This is a genomic window from Flavobacterium sp. Root186 (genome assembly GCF_001428525.1).
Classification (GTDB): domain Bacteria; phylum Bacteroidota; class Bacteroidia; order Flavobacteriales; family Flavobacteriaceae; genus Flavobacterium.
In genome coordinates, this window is record NZ_LMHW01000001.1 from 298353 (window position 1) to 315354 (window position 17002).

Here is a 17002-nt window from a genome sequence, read left to right on the forward strand (position 1 = left end):
ACCATGCAAAAGAAATCCAACAAATATTATCTAACCTTAAGCTTAAAAGAATATGCCAACGGAGATACTCATCCGGCAAAAGAATTAGGAATAGAATTCGACAATCACGACGAAATATTTGGAATTATACAAAAAATAAAAGACAAAAATATATTCGAAAATCCGCACGAAGCCACACAGTTTGCGCTTGGATTAAAATTGTTCAGCGAAATCAAACTGAAACACCGAAATAATCCATTATTTGATGAATTAAACGAAGTGTTTCCAGTCTTCATGAAGAAGCTGAAAAGTCTTTAAGCTCAGGTTTACAGTCACAGTTTTCAGTCGCAGTTTTCAGTCGCAGTCGCAGTTTTCAGTCTGCCTTGCTAAACTATTCACTTTACTAATTACTATTCACTAATTACTAGTTACTAATTACTAATTACTACCCACTATTCACTTATTTACTTTTTATTCCCTAATTTAGTTATCCCAAAAAATCAAGATCATGGATAACAAAATAACCAAAGAAGATATCAGTCAGGAAGTATTTGATTTGTATGATGACTATGCGCATAATAAAATTAACCGAAGACAGTTTGTAGAAAAACTTTCCATATTTGCTGTTGGTTCGTTGACACTTCCGTCGCTTTTAAGTTTTATGACACCCAATTACGTCGACAGTATTCTAGTGCAGCCAACAGATCCAAGACTAAAAACGGGTTACATCAACTACGATTCCCCAAAAGGCGGCGGTTCTATAAAAGGACTTTTATCACAGCCGGCTGATTCGAAAAAGAAATTACCCGGAATAATTGTAGTTCACGAAAATCGCGGACTTAATCCTTATATTGAAGATGTGGGAAGAAGAGCTGCCATTGAAGGTTTCATTACGCTTGCACCAGATGCTTTGTCGCCGTTAGGCGGTTATCCGGGAAATGATGATGAAGGACGCGAATTGCAAAAGAAACGTACCAGAGAAGAAATGCTCGAAGATTTTATTGCTGCTTACGAATATCTTAAATCACACAAAGACTGCAACGGTTATATTGGCGTTGTCGGCTTTTGTTTTGGCGGATGGATTTCGAATATGATGGCTGTGAAAATTTCGGATTTAAAAGCGGCAGTTCCGTATTATGGAGGACAGCCGACTACGGAAGAAGCAGAAAAAATAAAGACTCCTCTCCTATTGCATTACGCAGGTTTAGATACACGTGTAAACGAAGGCTGGCCGGCATTTCAGGAAATTTTGAACAAAAATAAAGTTGAAAATACCGCTTATTTTTATCCAAATGTAAATCATGGTTTTCATAATAATACAACGCCAAGATACGATGAAGCTGCGGCTACGCTATCGTGGACAAGAACTATTGATTTTTTTAAAACAAAACTGAAAAAATAAACGAGAACTTTCTGCAAGAATGACAAAAACTAAACCATCGGTTTATTTCTATATTCCTAAACAAGTCACTTTACTTGACTTGAGCGGTGTTGTCGAAGTATTTCAGGAAGCTCGTGATTTGGGATTCGATTATCAACTGGTATTTATTAGCGGGCAATCTTCTGTAAGTTCAAATTCCGGATTGGAACTCTCTTCATTAATTCATTTTACAAAAGTTAATCCGCAAAAAGAAGACATTATTTTTATTTCCGGATTTAGCACGCGTGCTTTAAATACAATTTCTGATGATCCAGTATTTTTTGACTGGCTGCATAAAGCAAATCAAAATCAAACTACAATTTGCAGTGTCTGCACAGGAGCATTTCTTCTGGCAAAATCCGGGCTTTTAGATCATAAAGAATGTACAACGCACTGGAAATTTGTTGAGAAACTTAAAAATGATTTTCCTCTTGTAAAAACACAAAAAAATACGCTTTATACTAAGTCTGAAAACATTTATACAAGTGCCGGAATTGTCACCGGAATTGATTTGGCTTTGTTTATTATTGAAGAAAGACACGGTAAGGAAACGGCATCAAAAATAGCCAAAGAACTAGTAGTTTATAAAAGAAGAAACGGAACCGAGGAACAGGAAAGTGTTTATTTACAATATCGAAATCATCGCGATGAAAAAATCCATACCATTCAGGATTGGATTATTTACAATTTAGAAAAAACTTCCACTATTGAATTCCTGGCTGAATTAGTGTATGTAAGTCCGAGAAATCTAACCCGAATTTTTAAAAAAGAAACCGGAGTTACAATTGCAGAATACCGCACTAAATTAAGAATTGAAAAGGCAAAAAGTCTTCTCGCCAATTCTGATTATAAAATAGAACATATTGCACATTTATGCGGCTACAAAACTTCTAAACAATTAAAAATTGTACTGCATCAAAATGATGATGCTTTGAGTCCTTCAATTAAAAATCTGCTGTCCTAAACCGACTATTGTTTGTCCTTTTTCTGCATGGAGTTCCAAAGTACATTTGCAATCTAATCAAATAGATAAACAAATGAAACTTAGAGACAAAAAACCCGCTTTGATAATTATTGATGTGCAAAAAGGTTTTAACGAAGAAGAATTTTGGGGCGGCAACCGAAACAATAAAAATGCTGAAACTAAAATTGCACAGATTCTTGAAAAATGGAGAACGCTGCAATTACCTATTTTCCACATTGTACACAGTTCTGTACATCCAAATTCAAAATTACATCCATCCAATCCCGGATTTGAAATTAAAGACGAAGCAAAACCAATTGGCAGCGAACCTGTAATAGTAAAAAATGTAAACAGCGCTTTTATTGGCACAGATTTAAAAGAAAGACTTGATGAACAAAACATCACCGATCTTGTTATTGTGGGTTTGACTACCAATCACTGCGTTTCTACAACCACCAGAATGGCCGGTAATTACGGTTATGACACTTTATTAATTGCTGATGCCACGGCTACATTTGACAGAATTGGCATAAACGGAGAAAAATTTGATTCAGAATTAATTCACCAAACCACTTTAGCCAGTCTGCACAATGAATTTGCAGAAGTGATTACCACTGAAAAATTATTAGAATTAGTATAAAACTAAGATGCCAATCTTAAAATAATGTAAATTTGGACTATCCTATTGTTTTCTTTTAATTAAAATAAGATAGTCCAGATGTTAAGACCATGGCAATTTGAAATTCACTTAGATAAAAAATCAGACAAAGCACTCTACCTGCAAATTGCTGATGCTATAATCAATGCGGTTAAATCCAGAAAACTTACCAGCGGAAATGCTTTGCCCGGAAGCCGACAACTTGCTGGACTATTAAATGTGAATCGAAATACCGTAATTGAAGCTTTAGATGTTTTGATTGCCGAAGGATGGCTGATTACAATGGACCGAAAAGGGACTTTTATTGCCGATATTCTTCCTGAAATCAGCATAAATAAAAAAGCAGAAACACAAGTTAATGTTGCAGTCGAAAACCATAAACCGCATCTCGTTTTTGATGACGGACTTCCCGACAGCCGTCTCGCTCCTATGAACGATCTCGCACGCGCATACCGTGAGATATTCAACAGAAAATCGCGCTGGCAGATTATGGGTTACAGCAATGAACTTGGCAATATCGAATTTCGAAAAGCGATTGTACAAATGCTGAATTTTAAACGAGGAATGAATGTTTCTTTGGATGAAATCTGCATAACACGCGGCAGCCAAATGGCGATGTATCTGGCGGCACATTGTTTATTATCAAAAGGAGATTATGTGATAATCGAAAATCCGGGCTATAAACCTGCTTGGGAAGCTTTTGAAAATGCCGGTGCGAGTCTGCTTCCGGTTAATGTTACTAAAGATGGCTTGGATTTAGATGAAGTCGAAAATCATCTTGAAAGACATTCTGTAAAAGCGATTTATGTAACGCCGCATCATCAATTTCCAACTACTGTTACGATGAGTTTGAAGAAAAGATTAAAGCTTATTGAACTTTCCAATCAATACGGATTTACGATTATTGAAGATGATTACGATAATGAATTTCATTTCGGACAGCGCCCAATTCTGCCAATTTCGAGCTACAGCAATGCTAAAAACTTTATTTATATTGGAACATTAAGTAAAATCGTGGCTCCGGCATTGCGTATTGGTTATGTTGCAAGTTCTTCTCAAAATATTAAAAAAATAGCCAATCACCGCAGAATAATTGATGTTCAGGGTGATAATATTATGGAAGAAGCGGTTCTTCATCTTATTAACGAAGGGAAAATCAAGAGACATCTCAAAAAAACAAACCTCATTTACAAAGCCAAAAGAGATCATTTTGAAAGTCTTTGCCAACTTTATTTAAAAGACAAAATTACTTTTACGAAACCCGAAGGCGGTCTGGCATTTTGGATTGTACCAAATAAAATTGTTGATACAGAAAAAATCTGCACTGAATTACTTTTGAAAGGAATAAAAGTAATGACTCCGGAAAAGTTCAGTTTTGATAGTCCAGTAAATGGATTTAGATTAGGATATGCATCGCTTACAGAAGAGCAAATGGAAGAAGGTATTAAAGCACTTTCAAAATATTTATAACCGAACAGGTTTATGATCGTTACAATCTAATCTGATGTCTTTTGTTTCTAATTTAATGTCCATTAACCGGCAATAATTATTTCCGTTTTGCTGTACAAAATAACCGCAATTATGGCACGTACTCTGAACGTTTATAACTTGTAGCTTATGCAGTTGTTCAATTACAAAACTGAGATTTTTCCATAAAACCGATTTCTCATTTTCGGGTACTATTTTTACCAAATCAAATAAAGGGTCTGTAAAATCTTCTGTCACAAAAATCATTTCTAAACCTTTTGTAGTGAGCTCGATCGTAGAACTTCTGGAATCGCTGGCATTTACAACTTTTGTAATGTATTTTTTTTGTTCCAAAGCCTTGATGGTATCACTAATTGTGGCTTTTGTCAAATTAAATTCTTTTGCAAGATAACTTACCGTTGCTTTGTTTTTTTTGTGATGTTTTATAAAAATTAAAAGCTGAATCTGAATTGGGCTCAAATCATATTTTTTGGCTTTTTCCCATAACAAAACCCTGAAAACCTGAGACAAACGTTCAAATCCTGTTGTAATTTTTCCGTCTAAACTACTGTTCTGTGTTTCTAAATCGAAGATGTTTTTCATAATTCTAACAAATAAAATAGACTGAAAGCCCACACACTTTCAGTCTACGAATTAATAATTCTAAATGAAAAATTAATAACAGTTTTCCATTTCAATAATCGAAAAACCATCTTTAAGAATTTGATTTTCAATATCTTCCGGAGCTTTGTCGATATGACAAAATCTGCATTCTTTTGAGGTCAAAGGCTGACCTTCCTGTAAAACCGTTTTAAGGTATGCTTTACCATATTCAAAAACCTGGTTTGCATCATCTGTATTTTCATTAACCAAAATATCAAAATGCATTATTTTACCGTCTTTTCGGGTTACATAAGTATCCCATACTGCTACTTTCATCTTATTCTTATTTTTTTATAGTTAACTTATTTTTTTATGAAGTCTTATAAAACCTCTTTGAAGAAAACTCCAAAGAGGCATTTATATTTACCCAATCACATCCTCCATAGAGGCACCAAAATTAATGTGCAATACATTTCCGTTTGGTGTTACCAAAGCCGGAACTGATTTTATACCAGCCTTTTGAGCTTCAGCAATTCGAGATCTGTCTTCTCCGATGTTTACTACTTCAACATCTTTTACTAAATTTAAAATGTCGTGTTCTGCGCTTACGCAAACTGGACAACCTGCATGATAAAAAATTGATTTACTCATTTTGATTTGATTTTAATTTGACTTCATTGCCGAGACAAAATTAGGCAGGATACCTAACCATTAAATAATCCAGTTTTGTCATTTCTGAGCATTTTCTGGTCTGGTTCCTTCAATAATCTGGACTAGTTTATATTGAGAAAACTGGATTTTTTTTATACTCCACAATAGCAATATATTTGTATTATGAAAGAGGATATTATTTTTAATTTGAAACAGGTTCACGATCGTATCAAAAATGCCTGTAAACTTTCTGACAGAGATGTTTCAGATGTGCAATTATTATTGGCAACTAAAACTGTTCCTGCCGAGAGAATACGAATTGCAATCGAAGCTGGAGAAAATTTGATTGGTGAAAATAAAATGCAGGAATTTCGAGATAAGGATTCAGAATTAAAAGATTTAAAAATCGAACGTCATTTTATTGGTCATCTGCAAACCAATAAAGTAAAAGATGTTTTAAAATATGTAAGCTGTATTCAATCTCTTGATCGATTAAGTCTTGCAGAAGAATTACACAAACAGCTTCAAAAAGAAAACCGAAATCTTGATGTTTTTATTCAGGTCAACACTTCTTTTGAAGAAAGTAAATTTGGATTGGCTCCTTCAGATGTTATTCCTTTTATTAAAGAAATCGGGAAATATCATACTTTAAAAATCAAAGGATTAATGACGATTGGATTATTGGATGTAGAGAAAGAAAAAATGCGTCCGTCGCTTCGTTTGCTTAGAGAAATAAGTGATGAAGTTTACAATGCAAAAATTGAAGGAATAACCCATTTAAAACTTTCGATGGGAATGTCACAGGATTTAGAACTGGCCATTGCCGAAGGTTCCAACATGGTGCGAATTGGAACTTCTATTTTTGGAAATCGTTTTTTAGAGAAAGAAATCTGGAATGAAAATATTGCAGAATAAAGTCTAATTTTGCACCAAATAAAATCTCAAATGAATCTGTACGAACTTGTTGTAAACGATACTGAAAAAATTGCGCTGGACGATCTGCTTTTCAGCGAAGAGAATAAATCTGCTTTGTCTCAAACAATAAAAGAGCATAAATACATCGAGGAATTAAAAAAGTATAATCTTAAAGTTGATAACAAAATCCTGCTTCACGGACATTCCGGCTGCGGAAAAACGACAACTGCAAAAGCTATTGCAACGGCATTAAATAAAAGCATTGTCATTATAAACCTGAGCACTTTAATTAATGCTAAAATTGGCGAAACGTCTAAAAATGTAAAAGCTATTTTTGACAAAGCGATTCGCGAAAAAGCGGTTTTGTTCCTGGATGAATTTGACCAAATTGGAAAAAGCCGTGAAAGTGACGACAAAGATGTTGCCGAAATGAGACGTTTAGTAAACACGATTATTCAGCTGATTGATTATTTACCAACGGATAGTTTATTGATTTGTGCTACGAATTTTTACAACAGTATTGATACGGCTTTGCTTCGAAGATTTCAAATTAAGCTAAAGTTTGAAATGCCAAACGAGAAAGAGCTCGATATTTATTACGATAAATTACTAACTGATTTTCCAGTTCATTTACAGGACATTCCACGTAAATACAACATTTCGTACGCTGAAGCAAAAGATTATATTCAAACCATAATGAAAAGACAAATTATTGCGGAACTGGAACTTAAAGAACACAAAATAAACGAAATTATTGCATAAAAAAACGCCTCATATTCTGAGGCGTTTTAAACAAATTAAATTCTGGTAATTAAGCTTTTGCTTTTCTTTTTACTGTACAGCCAATTTCTTTAGTCTGTGTTACAGCTGGTTTTTGACCGCTTTTTAAAGATGCAATTACATCTTCGGCATATTTTACTTTCTCTGCTTTTGTTCCTTCCGGATCATTATCAATTGCACCAACATATTCTACTACGTTTCCTTTTGCAGTTTTAGAAACGATAAAAATGTGAGGCGTACGTTTTGCTCCGTACTCGTCTGTAATTTTTTGTCCTGCATCAAATAAATATGGAAAAGGATATTTTTTTTCTTTTGCCAAATCCTGCATTTTGTTGAAAGTATCTGCTGTAGAAGCTTCCGGATCGTTTGGATTAATCGCAATTACCGGATATCCCTGTGGCTTGAATTTTTTATCTAAATCGATAATTCTTTGCTCATAACCTACAGCGTAAGGACATGTATTACAAGTAAAAACGACGATATATCCTTTTGCATTTGGAAAACTTCCAAAAGAAACTTCTTTATTGTCTACATTTTTCAGCTTAAAATCCGGTGCGGTATCTCCAGCTTTAAGAGTTGTTCCAGTTTGTGCCTGAGCAAGAAAGGCAGAAAGAGCCAATGTGAATAATAGAATTATTTTTTTCATGGTTTACGGGTTTACAGTTTTTTATATTCAGTTAATAATTGTTCATAGGTAAATTCACTTTCGACAAATTTTCGCTTATCGTCTTTGATAAAAAGTGTTGCGGGAATACTTCCTGACCAGCTTGGATCTATCCGGTCTATAAATTCCTGCGGACTGCTTTCGTTTAATAGAAATACTTCGTTTTTCAGGTTTTTTCTTTTCACAAACGGAACTACGCTCGAACTTAGTTTCGATTTAAAATCAAGGCTAACCAATAAAACGGCCAATTTTTCTGATTTGTGATCTGCGCTGAGTTTTTCAAAATGTGGCAGTTCTTTAATACAAGGTGCGCACCACGTCGCCCAAAAATTCACTACATAAGTGCTGTCTTTTCCGTTTTTAATTCTTTCGTTAAGCTGATTGATGTTTAACAGCTTCACGTTCTGGCTATAAGCTGAAAACGAGAAAACACCAAACAGAAATATATACAAAAAAGACTTGATCTTCATGAGGTACAATACTTTAGGATTAATTTGTGCCTTACAAATATAAACTAATGAAATCTTACTTTTTGTTAATGAAAATTTAATGCTGGAAAAATTTTGCCACAAAGGCACAAAGACGCAAAGTTTTATTTCTTAGAAGCAAAAAAAATGTTCCTATGGAACATTTTATTGGTAGAAAAAATAGATATTTTTTTATATCGATCCGTAGGAACGTTTCGAATTACATTCCGCTTTTAATATTTACATTATTGACAAAACGAAGGGGCTGCATTGTATCCATCTTAATTAAGGATAAAATCCCATTTTTATTCTCATTTATGGCAATTATTTTAAAACAAAATTCGTTTCCGTCTTTATCCATTAAGGTTAAAAATTCAGTATTATCATCTGAATTATTTTGACAGCTATGTGAAATAGTATAGCGAAACATAACTTTGAAAACATCTTTATCGTAATTATAGAGTTTTCCATCTGAACCAAATATCCATTTTGCATTTCGGTTCGAGTCATTATACCAAGTTCCGATAATTTTTTTTGATGAAGGATCTTCAACTTGATTCTGTGCAAAGACTCCAGGTATTTGCAATAAAAACAGCAAAATTAAAAATAGCTTTTTCATATTCTTTTATTCTTTAATTATGTAGTAATCCTAAGTAAATTTAGGATTGTCTATAGCATTGCATTTCCTGCAAAAAAAATTAGTGTGTTATAATTAGGTCAAATTTAATGAAATAAAAAAATTGCAAAAAAATTTTCTTACAATCTACGTATCATAACCAATCTTTAACGCATAAAATGTTCCCTAGGAACATTCATTAGTAAAAAAATATGCGCATTTTCGTTACGTCTATAGGTTCGTTTGATAATACATAATTGATTTGTTTCAAAATTGTAATACAATAATCAAACGTTCCTACGGAACGTTATTTTCATTCATCTATTCTTTTGCTACCGATGAGATGTTCCTATGGAACAAGATTTTTCAATGAATTGAAATTTCTATAAAATTACTAAACATCAAATATTTAGGATATCTCATAAAAGTCTTTTGAATATCAGTTTTGGGTGAAAAGCTTATTCTCCATTGAAGTATTTCTAAACCAGTTTCTTTCAATTAATGCTTGTATTTTATAACCAACTGTTAATTATGCAACTATAATTTATTTTCCTGTAAGGAATTCGTCTGGTTTCTAAGGTAATTTTGTAAAACACAACTTTTAAAACGTAAAGCCATGGAAAAGCAAAACAACTATGACTATGGTCATACTGATCCGGATTTTATAGATCAAAATACACTTTTAGATGGAACATATTCTAATGAAGATCAATACAAACAGGATTTAAAAAAAGAAAATAATTGGGAATTTGGCGAAAGCGATCCTGATGTTATAGAGCAAAATACACTGATTGATAATGATAATTATGCAAGAGATGAAGATCCTTATCAATATCAGGAAGAATTTATTGAAGATTTGAAACACCCTGAACAGGATTTCGAAAAAAACTCAAATGTGAGATCTGAAAATATCCCGAATCAGGAAAGAATCATAAATGAAGATGATGCGATTACAAATGACGACGAAGAAAATGATTTTGATGATGAGTATGACCCGGAATTAGATTATGAAGATGATTTGGAAAAAGACGGCGATCTTGATGATGACGAAGAATTGGACGATTTTGACGCTGAACATTATCCTGAAAATCATCCGAGAGAATAAGAAATTAGTTAAAGCATTCTCAATTTATGACTATAGCAACTCAAATTATCTGGCTTTTTGTACTGGCTGTCCCAATAGCATGCATCAGTTGGACTGTAACGCATGAAGAGATTTTTAGAGAACCTCACGAATGGTGTGTCAGACATTCTAAAAATGACAGATTTATATTGACACGTAAGTTCTTTTATCTTTTTACATGCGAATATTGCTTTAGTCATTACGTCACAATTGGGTTTTTAATTTTTACAGATTATAAACTTTTGTTAAACGACTGGCGCGGTTATATTCTGGCCGGATTTTCGCTGGTATTTATTGCCAACATTTATATGAGCCTTTTTGCCCTTCTTCGACAAGCCATAAAAAAAGAAAAAGTGGAAATTGAAAAAATTGAGACTGAAACTGATAACGAAAAGAATATCAACAAATAAAAAACGTTTAATTAAATAAATAAAAATCATGGAAAATTTACAATTCATTGACCCATTATTGCACGGAATAAAACCTATCGAAAATAATACTGCTAATCTTTCTGTAAAACAACTGGCTGCTGCCGGAATTGGCTCAATTTTAATTGGAGCCGTTTTAAAGAAAACAGGACATAATAAAGCTGCCGCAATTGTTGGAAGTCTTGCACTGCCATTATTGTCTGCTGCGGTTTATAAAAAAGTAGCAAAGTAATAAAAGAAAAACGTTTGCTAATTGCGAAAATGCCCGTTAAGGTTTTATACCTAACGGGCATTTTCTATAAATGTCATTTTTGCTATCTTATTTGCTGAATATTAAATTATCTAATTGTCACATTTTCTAATTATCTAATTAGCCGGCAAATTTATATTTCCCTCAACCCAGTTCAAAGCTTTGTTGAAAGCTTCTTTTTTAAATCCGTGGAATTCTCCGGGAACTACATAACTGAATCCGTTTGTGAAAGAAATAATGTCTTCAGAATCTGTTACGATGGCTGCCCTATTCCATTTTCCTAAATGTTTTAATCCCAAAAGTGCATCCTGAAGCCACGCACCTGCTGTAAAGTTTTTAATATCAGTATCTAATACCAATAAAAAATTGATTTCGTTAGTTTGCTTTACCAAATGTTCAACTGCAGGAACTACAGCTGTTAAAAAATCTTCTTTTGTTACTTCTGCGAGTGCTCTAAAAGCAACAATGTTATCGGTAGTGTCAATTTGATGTATCATAATTTTTTACCCTTTTTGAGTTATTTAAATAGTTGTTTCATTATTTTGATATATAATATCAAAAGCTACTCAAATTTACTCATTTCCAAGTGGTTAAATCTTACATTTTTCTTAATTGTTTATTATATTTTTTTAAGGTTTTTTTTTGAGGTTCAGAGATGCAAAGTGACAAAGGTTTTTTCTGTAGAGACGCACAGCAGTGCGTCTAACGTCCAATATTCCATTCCAATAAAATATGTGTTGTCTCACGCGATGTTAGACGCACTGCTGTGCGTCTCTACGGAAAATCTTTGTCGATTTAATTTAACCGGTTGCAATAAAAAACCTTTGTCACTTTGCACCTCTGAACCTTTGTCCCTTAAAAAGAAAAAACCTGCTTCTTTCGAAGACAGGCTTTTTTCAAAAAAAATAAAAAATAAACTAACACAAACTTTTAATTGTATCCTTGATTTTGTGTAAAGAGTTTTTGGTCGATAACTGTTTGTGGAATTGGAAAATACCTTCTGAATGGCTGCGAAGCTGCTTTTGCAGTTCCGGCTAAATCAAATTTTCCAAAACGAATGCTTTGTGGTCTTCTTTGTAATTCCCAGTATAATTCGAAACCTAATTCTTTATATAATTGTGCTGCATCTAATGAGGTAAGTGCTTTTCCTGGAGCATTTGCAAATAACGATTCTCTTTTTCTGCTTGTACGTAATTTGTTTAAATCATCCATTGCTGGTCCTACACTTCCTTTTCTAAAAAGTGCCTCAGCTCTCATAGCGTAAATTCCACCTAAACGGAATAAAGGAATATCAACATTACTATTACCGTTTCCTCCTTCTGGATCAAACTCATATTTAAATACACGAGCACCCTGATTGATTTCATTTTGGGCAAAAACAGATTTAGTAGGATCTGCAAATGTTAATGATGGTGTAAAATCCATCCTCGTAGTAGTACTTTTTTCCATAACTAATGGAGAAACTTTAATACGGTTACCTACCATTTGAAAAGCTGCAGAAGTCAATAATACAGGACCATATTGAGGTCCGGCCTGAATACCTCTGTTAAAATGGAACCACGGAGTAGCAGGACTACTTTTAGGAACAATATCTGTTGCCGGAACACTTACATCTGTACCATCATTCATAAACCATGTCCCATCAGCATATTGGTAATGCTGCTCAAATCTTGGATCATCATGGTTTCCGTCCCAGCTTGCGTAAAATTCAGGAGTTGTACATGCTGCATTTGTACCTCTGTTTAAAGCAGATGTTCTCTGGTTACGCTCCATACATACATAAGCAAAACTGTTAGATCCGTTACGGATATAATCTATCTTTTGAGAAATTGCAAAAATAAGCTCTTTACCATTATCGTTATCTCTTGCAAAGTTTTTGAAAAAGTCACTTTCTAAACTAAATTTTCCTGAATCAATCAATAAGGAAGTATAATAGATAACACGGTCCATATCTGTTCCTGTACCTGATACTGCCGGCTCATTAAAATTGAAGTTTGATGAAGCATTGTAACGATCTTTGAATGTCGCACGATTTAAATACATTGTCGCTAAAAAAGCATAACCAGCTTGTTTTGTAAATCTTCCGTGGTAGGTTCTTTGAGTTCCAATATCAGCCAAATCAGGTAGTATCGCTTCAACATCTTTGATTAATTGGTCAATTTGAGTATCTGCTTTTAAGATCTGTATCGGTGCATCTACATTCAACGGATCTCTAAATGGAGCTTGTCCGTAAAGATCTAATGTAGTATATGTATAATACGCTAAAAGCGCTTTTGCTTCTGCTAAAAATAATTTCTTTTCAGGAAAAGTGTTTTCTTCAGATGATTTAATTGCAGTTAGAGAACGTGTAATTCCATTTGTCAATAAATCCCAGTTACCCACTATAATAGCATTACTTGAACTCCATGTAAATTCATGCATGTCTCTCCATTTTCCACCATCTCCCCAGTCACTTCCGCGAGTTGGTAAAATAGCTTCATCAGTAGTATATTCCTGCATTGCAAAAACAGCTCCATGATCTGTAAAAGTTCCATCTCCAAGTCTGTCATAAGCTGCAGCAAGCGAACCTGCTGGATCTGTAGCATCAGTTCCTAATTTTTCATCTAATACAGCTTCATCAAGGTCTGTACAGCTGTTTAATAGAAAAATAAAAGAAAATATCGTTATAATTTTTATGCTAAAAAATGTCTTTGTTTTCATGATTTATAGTTTTAAAGTTGCTCCAAAACTGAACGTTCTCGAAGTTGGGTAAGCAGCGTAATCAATACCTATAGATTGATTTCCTCCGTTTGATTTTGGACTGTTGATTAACGGGTCATATCCTGTATAGTTTGTAATTGTGATCAGGTTATTTCCTGTTACATAAAGTGTTAATCCGTTGATCCAGTTTAGACCTTTTAAATCAAAATTGTAACCAATACGAGCTGCATTCAATCTAATAAAATCAGACTTTTCTAAGAAAAGTGTAGATAAAATTGGTGAGTTTGTAGGGTTTGCACCAGACTCGTAATAACCTGTCGCAACGTTTCTGTCAGAAGCCAGGTTATTGATGTTTAATGCATTCAATCCTGTATTATTCAATAAATAACCTCCAGTTTGACCAATGATTGAGAATGAAAAACTAAAGTTTTTGTACCTCATATCACTATTAAATCCGTAATAAAAAGTTGGCAGAGCACCTTCGATAATAATTCTGTCGCTGTTATCAATTTTACCGTCTCCGTTTTGATCTTTAAATATATTTCCACCTTTATCATCAAATCCTGTATGCTCTAACAAATAAAATGAACCTGCTGCATAACCACTTTTGTAAATGTTTGCATTTACTCCAGATTGCCCAGGTCCTGAAATAGTTCCTGTTAAGATTTCTGAAACTGGTAAGTCCTCAATTTTATTGTTTAATGTTGCTCCGTTCACATCAACATTCCAGCTGAAATCTTTAGTATCAACGATTTTTGAACCTAACATAATTTCAAAACCTTTGTTAACGATTTTTCCGTCAATATTTGTCCACACAGTTGTTGTTGGTTTCAAAGGGCTTGAAGGAACGTTTAAGATCGCGTCTGTAGTTGTTTTGTTGAAATAATCAAGAGTTCCGTACAATTTATCATTCCATAAACTGAAATCTAAACCTACATTGTATTGTGTAACAACTTCCCACTTCAAATCAGGATTTGCTGTTCTTGTTACAGAAACTCCATTTACCAAATTCAAATCATCATATAAGTAATATCCGTCTGGACCAGATAATGAATAACTTGCTTTAGTAAGTTTGTTTTGAACTTCCTGGTTTCCTGTTTGTCCCCAGCTCGCTCTAAGTTTTAAATTATTTATGGCAGTTGCATCTTCTAAGAAACTTTCTTTAGAAATATTCCATCCTAAAGCAAATGACGGGAAGTAACCATATTTATTGTTATCACCAAAACGAGTAGAACCGTCAGCTCTCATCGAAGCCGTTAAAAGGTATTTTTCGTTAAAAGAATAATTTAATCTGCCAAAATACGATTGTAATTCATTTTCCTGAGCATAACCTGTAGTTCCTGATTGAATTCCAGCAAATCCAGGGTTAATTGATGGTTTTATACCAACTCCCTGAGCAGCAATTCCGTCAATACTAAAACTTGTTCCTGATTTTTCAAATTTTTGATATGAGAAACCACCTAAAGCTTCAATTTTATGTTTGTCTAATGAAAGATTATAAGTCAAATAATGCTCTATTAAAGAGTTTTTAGAATCTAAATTATTTTGAACATATTTTCCTTTTGGATTCAAATCTGTCACGTTTGGATAAATCGTAGTGTTTCTTTCTGCTGTAGAACGATCTATACCAACATTTAATTTATATTCTAATCCGTCAATAATTCTTAAAGACGCTTCAAAATTTCCTAAAACTCTCAACGTACGCGTTTGATCCTCATAAATACTCAATAAATAAGCAGGATTATAATGTGCGTTCATGTTAAAGTTTGTGTAGTTTCCGTTTTCATCAAAAACTGATCTTGTTGGGTTTGCCATTAAAGTATGAACGATTAACTGTCCGTTAGAACCACCATCATCACTTGTAGGAACACCATCATCTTTAGTTTCACTTGCAGTAAGATTCATTTTTACTTTTAAACGTTTGTTATCTAAAAATGATTCCGCAGCATTGATTCTACCTGAAAGACGTTTGAAATTACTGTTACGAATAACTCCTTCCTGATCCATTTGCGCAACAGACGCATAATAATTTCCTGTTTCTGTTTGTTTTGCAAAAGACAATGCATTGTTTGTAGTAACTGCACTTCTGTAAATTACATCTTGCCAGTCTGTGTTTCCACCATGATCAAATGCTTTATCTTTTATAGCACCTCTATATTGACTTGCGCTTAAAACGTCTAATTTGTTAGCAACAGTAGAAACTCCCATATAAGAATCAACAGTCAATGTTCCTTCTCCTTTTGAACCTTTTTTAGTCGTAACCAAAACAACTCCGTTAGATCCTCTTGCTCCGTAAATAGCAGCTGCAGAAGCATCCTTTAAAACTGTAATCGATTCGATATCACTTGTATTCAAAAAGTTCAATGGATTTTTTGCAGATGAATTTCCAAAACCAACATTACTTCCAGAAGGGCTTACGTCATCATTAGTCAACGGCATTCCGTCAACAACAAATAAAGGTGTACTACCACTTCTAATAGATCCAACTCCACGAATTGTAACATTTACTCCTGCTCCAGGCTCACCACTTGTATTTACAACACGTACACCAGCAACTTTTCCCTGAATTAAATTATCTACAGAAACGTTTACACCTTGCTTAAAATTAGCAGCTTCTAATTGTGTAACAGCTCCGGTAACATCCTTTTTAGATTGTTTACCATAACCTACAATCAAAACTTCGTTTAATTCTGATGTGTTTGGTTCTAACTGTATTGTCATAAAACCTTTCTGAGCGGTAACTGTTTTAGTTTTATATCCTAAATAAGCAACTTCCAGTGTTTTTCCTTCTTCAACAGAAAGTTCAAATTCTCCGTCAAAATTACTAACTGCTGCATTTTTAGTTGTAGCCTCTAAAATCGTTACACCAGGCATTGGCACTCCGTTCTCGTCAACAATTTTTCCTTTTACTTTGATTTTATCAGCAGCTGCTGATTTAGAAACTTTAACAGCAGCTGTTTTCTGAATTAAAACTAATTTTCCGTTAATATTATAATTGAAATTAGCTTTTTTTGAAAGGTCATTTAAAATTGAAGTAACCGATTCTCCAGTATAATTTACGGTATATGATGTATTATCAGTAATTACAGCTTGTCCGTAACTGAACTTATAATCAGTCTGCTGGCTTAATTTTGAAAAAATAGAAACAAGTGTAGCTTTTTCTATTTTATTTTCTACTTTTGATTTTTTTAAGTTAGTTTTACTAAAACCACTCTGTATGGTTAGTAACGCTAGTACTAAAAAGATAAAACTCTTTAGATTTAAATAAGAAGGTTTAAAATACATGATTTAAGTTATTGGTTTTTTTACGATACTTA

19 protein-coding genes are annotated in these 17002 nt (G+C 33.6%); 10 read left to right on the forward strand and 9 right to left on the reverse strand.

The features are described from left to right. The first annotated feature begins 3 nt into the window (after window positions 1-3). The 5 genes from ASD98_RS01060 (at window position 4) to ASD98_RS01080 (ending at window position 4491) form a co-directional block, all read left to right on the forward strand. A complete protein-coding gene (locus ASD98_RS01060) occupies window positions 4-297 on the forward strand; it encodes a DUF3861 family protein (RefSeq protein ID WP_056198879.1) in 294 nt (97 codons plus the stop codon). Window positions 298-487: 190 nt separating this feature from the next. Then, window positions 488-1381 carry a dienelactone hydrolase family protein gene (locus ASD98_RS01065; protein ID WP_056198882.1) on the forward strand — a complete coding sequence of 298 codons (894 nt, stop codon included), beginning with the start codon at window positions 488-490 and terminating at the stop codon, window positions 1379-1381. Between the two features lie 19 nt (window positions 1382-1400). Then, window positions 1401-2363, forward strand: a complete 963-nt coding sequence (locus ASD98_RS01070) for a GlxA family transcriptional regulator (RefSeq protein WP_056198886.1) — start codon at window positions 1401-1403, stop codon at window positions 2361-2363. Between the two features lie 73 nt (window positions 2364-2436). Continuing rightward, on the forward strand, window positions 2437-3003 hold the full coding sequence (locus ASD98_RS01075; protein WP_056198888.1) for a cysteine hydrolase family protein: 567 nt from the start codon (window positions 2437-2439) through the stop codon (window positions 3001-3003). Between the two features lie 78 nt (window positions 3004-3081). Beyond that, a complete protein-coding gene (locus ASD98_RS01080) occupies window positions 3082-4491 on the forward strand; it encodes a PLP-dependent aminotransferase family protein (RefSeq protein ID WP_056198892.1) in 1410 nt (469 codons plus the stop codon). On the opposite strand, the gene ASD98_RS01085 is transcribed toward ASD98_RS01080, so the two are convergent. From ASD98_RS01085 to ASD98_RS01095, 3 genes are all read right to left on the reverse strand, one after another. Next, entirely contained in the window at window positions 4486-5091 is a 606-nt protein-coding gene (locus ASD98_RS01085; protein WP_056198895.1) for a MarR family winged helix-turn-helix transcriptional regulator, read from the reverse strand. The genes ASD98_RS01080 and ASD98_RS01085 overlap by 6 nt on opposite strands. Before the next feature lie 72 nt (window positions 5092-5163). Next, the gene (locus ASD98_RS01090; protein WP_056198899.1) at window positions 5164-5427 is read right to left on the reverse strand and encodes a DUF2024 family protein; all 264 of its coding nucleotides are present in this window, start codon (window positions 5425-5427) and stop codon (window positions 5164-5166) included. Window positions 5428-5514: 87 nt separating this feature from the next. Continuing rightward, window positions 5515-5742: a hypothetical protein gene (locus ASD98_RS01095; protein ID WP_056198902.1), complete on the reverse strand. Its 228-nt coding sequence runs from the start codon at window positions 5740-5742 to the stop codon at window positions 5515-5517. Between the two features lie 183 nt (window positions 5743-5925). Between ASD98_RS01095 and ASD98_RS01100 the strand changes: the two genes are divergently transcribed. Together ASD98_RS01100 and ASD98_RS01105 are read left to right on the forward strand one after the other, a co-directional pair. Next, window positions 5926-6657 (forward strand): YggS family pyridoxal phosphate-dependent enzyme, encoded by a 732-nt coding sequence (locus ASD98_RS01100; protein ID WP_056198906.1) that lies wholly within the window; start codon window positions 5926-5928, stop codon window positions 6655-6657. Window positions 6658-6687: 30 nt separating this feature from the next. Continuing rightward, window positions 6688-7419 carry an AAA family ATPase gene (locus ASD98_RS01105; RefSeq protein ID WP_056198909.1) on the forward strand — a complete coding sequence of 244 codons (732 nt, stop codon included), beginning with the start codon at window positions 6688-6690 and terminating at the stop codon, window positions 7417-7419. A gap of 49 nt (window positions 7420-7468) precedes the next feature. Here the strand turns inward: ASD98_RS01105 and ASD98_RS01110 are convergent, their stop codons facing one another. From ASD98_RS01110 to ASD98_RS01120, 3 genes are all read right to left on the reverse strand, one after another. After that, window positions 7469-8083, reverse strand: a complete 615-nt coding sequence (locus tag ASD98_RS01110; RefSeq protein ID WP_056198911.1) for a thioredoxin family protein — start codon at window positions 8081-8083, stop codon at window positions 7469-7471. A gap of 11 nt (window positions 8084-8094) precedes the next feature. Continuing rightward, on the reverse strand, window positions 8095-8571 hold the full coding sequence (locus tag ASD98_RS01115; protein ID WP_056198914.1) for a TlpA family protein disulfide reductase: 477 nt from the start codon (window positions 8569-8571) through the stop codon (window positions 8095-8097). A 217-nt stretch (window positions 8572-8788) separates the two neighbouring features. Continuing rightward, on the reverse strand, window positions 8789-9187 hold the full coding sequence (locus tag ASD98_RS01120; protein ID WP_056198917.1) for a hypothetical protein: 399 nt from the start codon (window positions 9185-9187) through the stop codon (window positions 8789-8791). A 613-nt stretch (window positions 9188-9800) separates the two neighbouring features. Between ASD98_RS01120 and ASD98_RS01125 the strand changes: the two genes are divergently transcribed. Genes ASD98_RS01125 through ASD98_RS01135 form a run of 3 tightly spaced genes read left to right on the forward strand, consistent with a single transcriptional unit; the run spans window position 9801 to window position 10967 of the window. Then, entirely contained in the window at window positions 9801-10289 is a 489-nt protein-coding gene (locus ASD98_RS01125; RefSeq protein ID WP_056198920.1) for a hypothetical protein, read from the forward strand. A 26-nt stretch (window positions 10290-10315) separates the two neighbouring features. Next, on the forward strand, window positions 10316-10717 hold the full coding sequence (locus tag ASD98_RS01130) for a hypothetical protein (RefSeq protein ID WP_056198923.1): 402 nt from the start codon (window positions 10316-10318) through the stop codon (window positions 10715-10717). Between the two features lie 28 nt (window positions 10718-10745). Beyond that, complete coding sequence (locus ASD98_RS01135) at window positions 10746-10967, forward strand: hypothetical protein (RefSeq protein WP_056198926.1); 222 nt, start codon at window positions 10746-10748, stop codon at window positions 10965-10967. A gap of 134 nt (window positions 10968-11101) precedes the next feature. Here the strand turns inward: ASD98_RS01135 and ASD98_RS01140 are convergent, their stop codons facing one another. From ASD98_RS01140 to ASD98_RS01150, 3 genes are all read right to left on the reverse strand, one after another. Continuing rightward, window positions 11102-11482, reverse strand: coding sequence for an STAS/SEC14 domain-containing protein (locus ASD98_RS01140; protein WP_053471925.1), 381 nt, complete (start codon window positions 11480-11482; stop codon window positions 11102-11104). Window positions 11483-11915: 433 nt separating this feature from the next. Next, the gene (locus tag ASD98_RS01145) at window positions 11916-13685 is read right to left on the reverse strand and encodes a RagB/SusD family nutrient uptake outer membrane protein (protein WP_056198929.1); all 1770 of its coding nucleotides are present in this window, start codon (window positions 13683-13685) and stop codon (window positions 11916-11918) included. A gap of 3 nt (window positions 13686-13688) precedes the next feature. Then, window positions 13689-16970: a TonB-dependent receptor gene (locus tag ASD98_RS01150; protein WP_056198932.1), complete on the reverse strand. Its 3282-nt coding sequence runs from the start codon at window positions 16968-16970 to the stop codon at window positions 13689-13691. Between the last annotated feature and the right edge of the window lie 32 nt (window positions 16971-17002).

Coding starts and splice junctions, on each gene's coding strand:
- ASD98_RS01060 (WP_056198879.1), top strand. CDS start 4: ATGCAAAAGAAATCCAACAAATATTATCTAACCTTAAGCTTAAAAGAA.
- ASD98_RS01065 (WP_056198882.1), top strand. CDS start 488: ATGGATAACAAAATAACCAAAGAAGATATCAGTCAGGAAGTATTTGAT.
- ASD98_RS01070 (WP_056198886.1), top strand. CDS start 1,401: ATGACAAAAACTAAACCATCGGTTTATTTCTATATTCCTAAACAAGTC.
- ASD98_RS01075 (WP_056198888.1), top strand. CDS start 2,437: ATGAAACTTAGAGACAAAAAACCCGCTTTGATAATTATTGATGTGCAA.
- ASD98_RS01080 (WP_056198892.1), top strand. CDS start 3,082: ATGTTAAGACCATGGCAATTTGAAATTCACTTAGATAAAAAATCAGAC.
- ASD98_RS01085 (WP_056198895.1), bottom strand. CDS start 5,091: ATGAAAAACATCTTCGATTTAGAAACACAGAACAGTAGTTTAGACGGA.
- ASD98_RS01090 (WP_056198899.1), bottom strand. CDS start 5,427: ATGAAAGTAGCAGTATGGGATACTTATGTAACCCGAAAAGACGGTAAA.
- ASD98_RS01095 (WP_056198902.1), bottom strand. CDS start 5,742: ATGAGTAAATCAATTTTTTATCATGCAGGTTGTCCAGTTTGCGTAAGC.
- ASD98_RS01100 (WP_056198906.1), top strand. CDS start 5,926: ATGAAAGAGGATATTATTTTTAATTTGAAACAGGTTCACGATCGTATC.
- ASD98_RS01105 (WP_056198909.1), top strand. CDS start 6,688: ATGAATCTGTACGAACTTGTTGTAAACGATACTGAAAAAATTGCGCTG.
- ASD98_RS01110 (WP_056198911.1), bottom strand. CDS start 8,083: ATGAAAAAAATAATTCTATTATTCACATTGGCTCTTTCTGCCTTTCTT.
- ASD98_RS01115 (WP_056198914.1), bottom strand. CDS start 8,571: ATGAAGATCAAGTCTTTTTTGTATATATTTCTGTTTGGTGTTTTCTCG.
- ASD98_RS01120 (WP_056198917.1), bottom strand. CDS start 9,187: ATGAAAAAGCTATTTTTAATTTTGCTGTTTTTATTGCAAATACCTGGA.
- ASD98_RS01125 (WP_056198920.1), top strand. CDS start 9,801: ATGGAAAAGCAAAACAACTATGACTATGGTCATACTGATCCGGATTTT.
- ASD98_RS01130 (WP_056198923.1), top strand. CDS start 10,316: ATGACTATAGCAACTCAAATTATCTGGCTTTTTGTACTGGCTGTCCCA.
- ASD98_RS01135 (WP_056198926.1), top strand. CDS start 10,746: ATGGAAAATTTACAATTCATTGACCCATTATTGCACGGAATAAAACCT.
- ASD98_RS01140 (WP_053471925.1), bottom strand. CDS start 11,482: ATGATACATCAAATTGACACTACCGATAACATTGTTGCTTTTAGAGCA.
- ASD98_RS01145 (WP_056198929.1), bottom strand. CDS start 13,685: ATGAAAACAAAGACATTTTTTAGCATAAAAATTATAACGATATTTTCT.
- ASD98_RS01150 (WP_056198932.1), bottom strand. CDS start 16,970: ATGTATTTTAAACCTTCTTATTTAAATCTAAAGAGTTTTATCTTTTTA.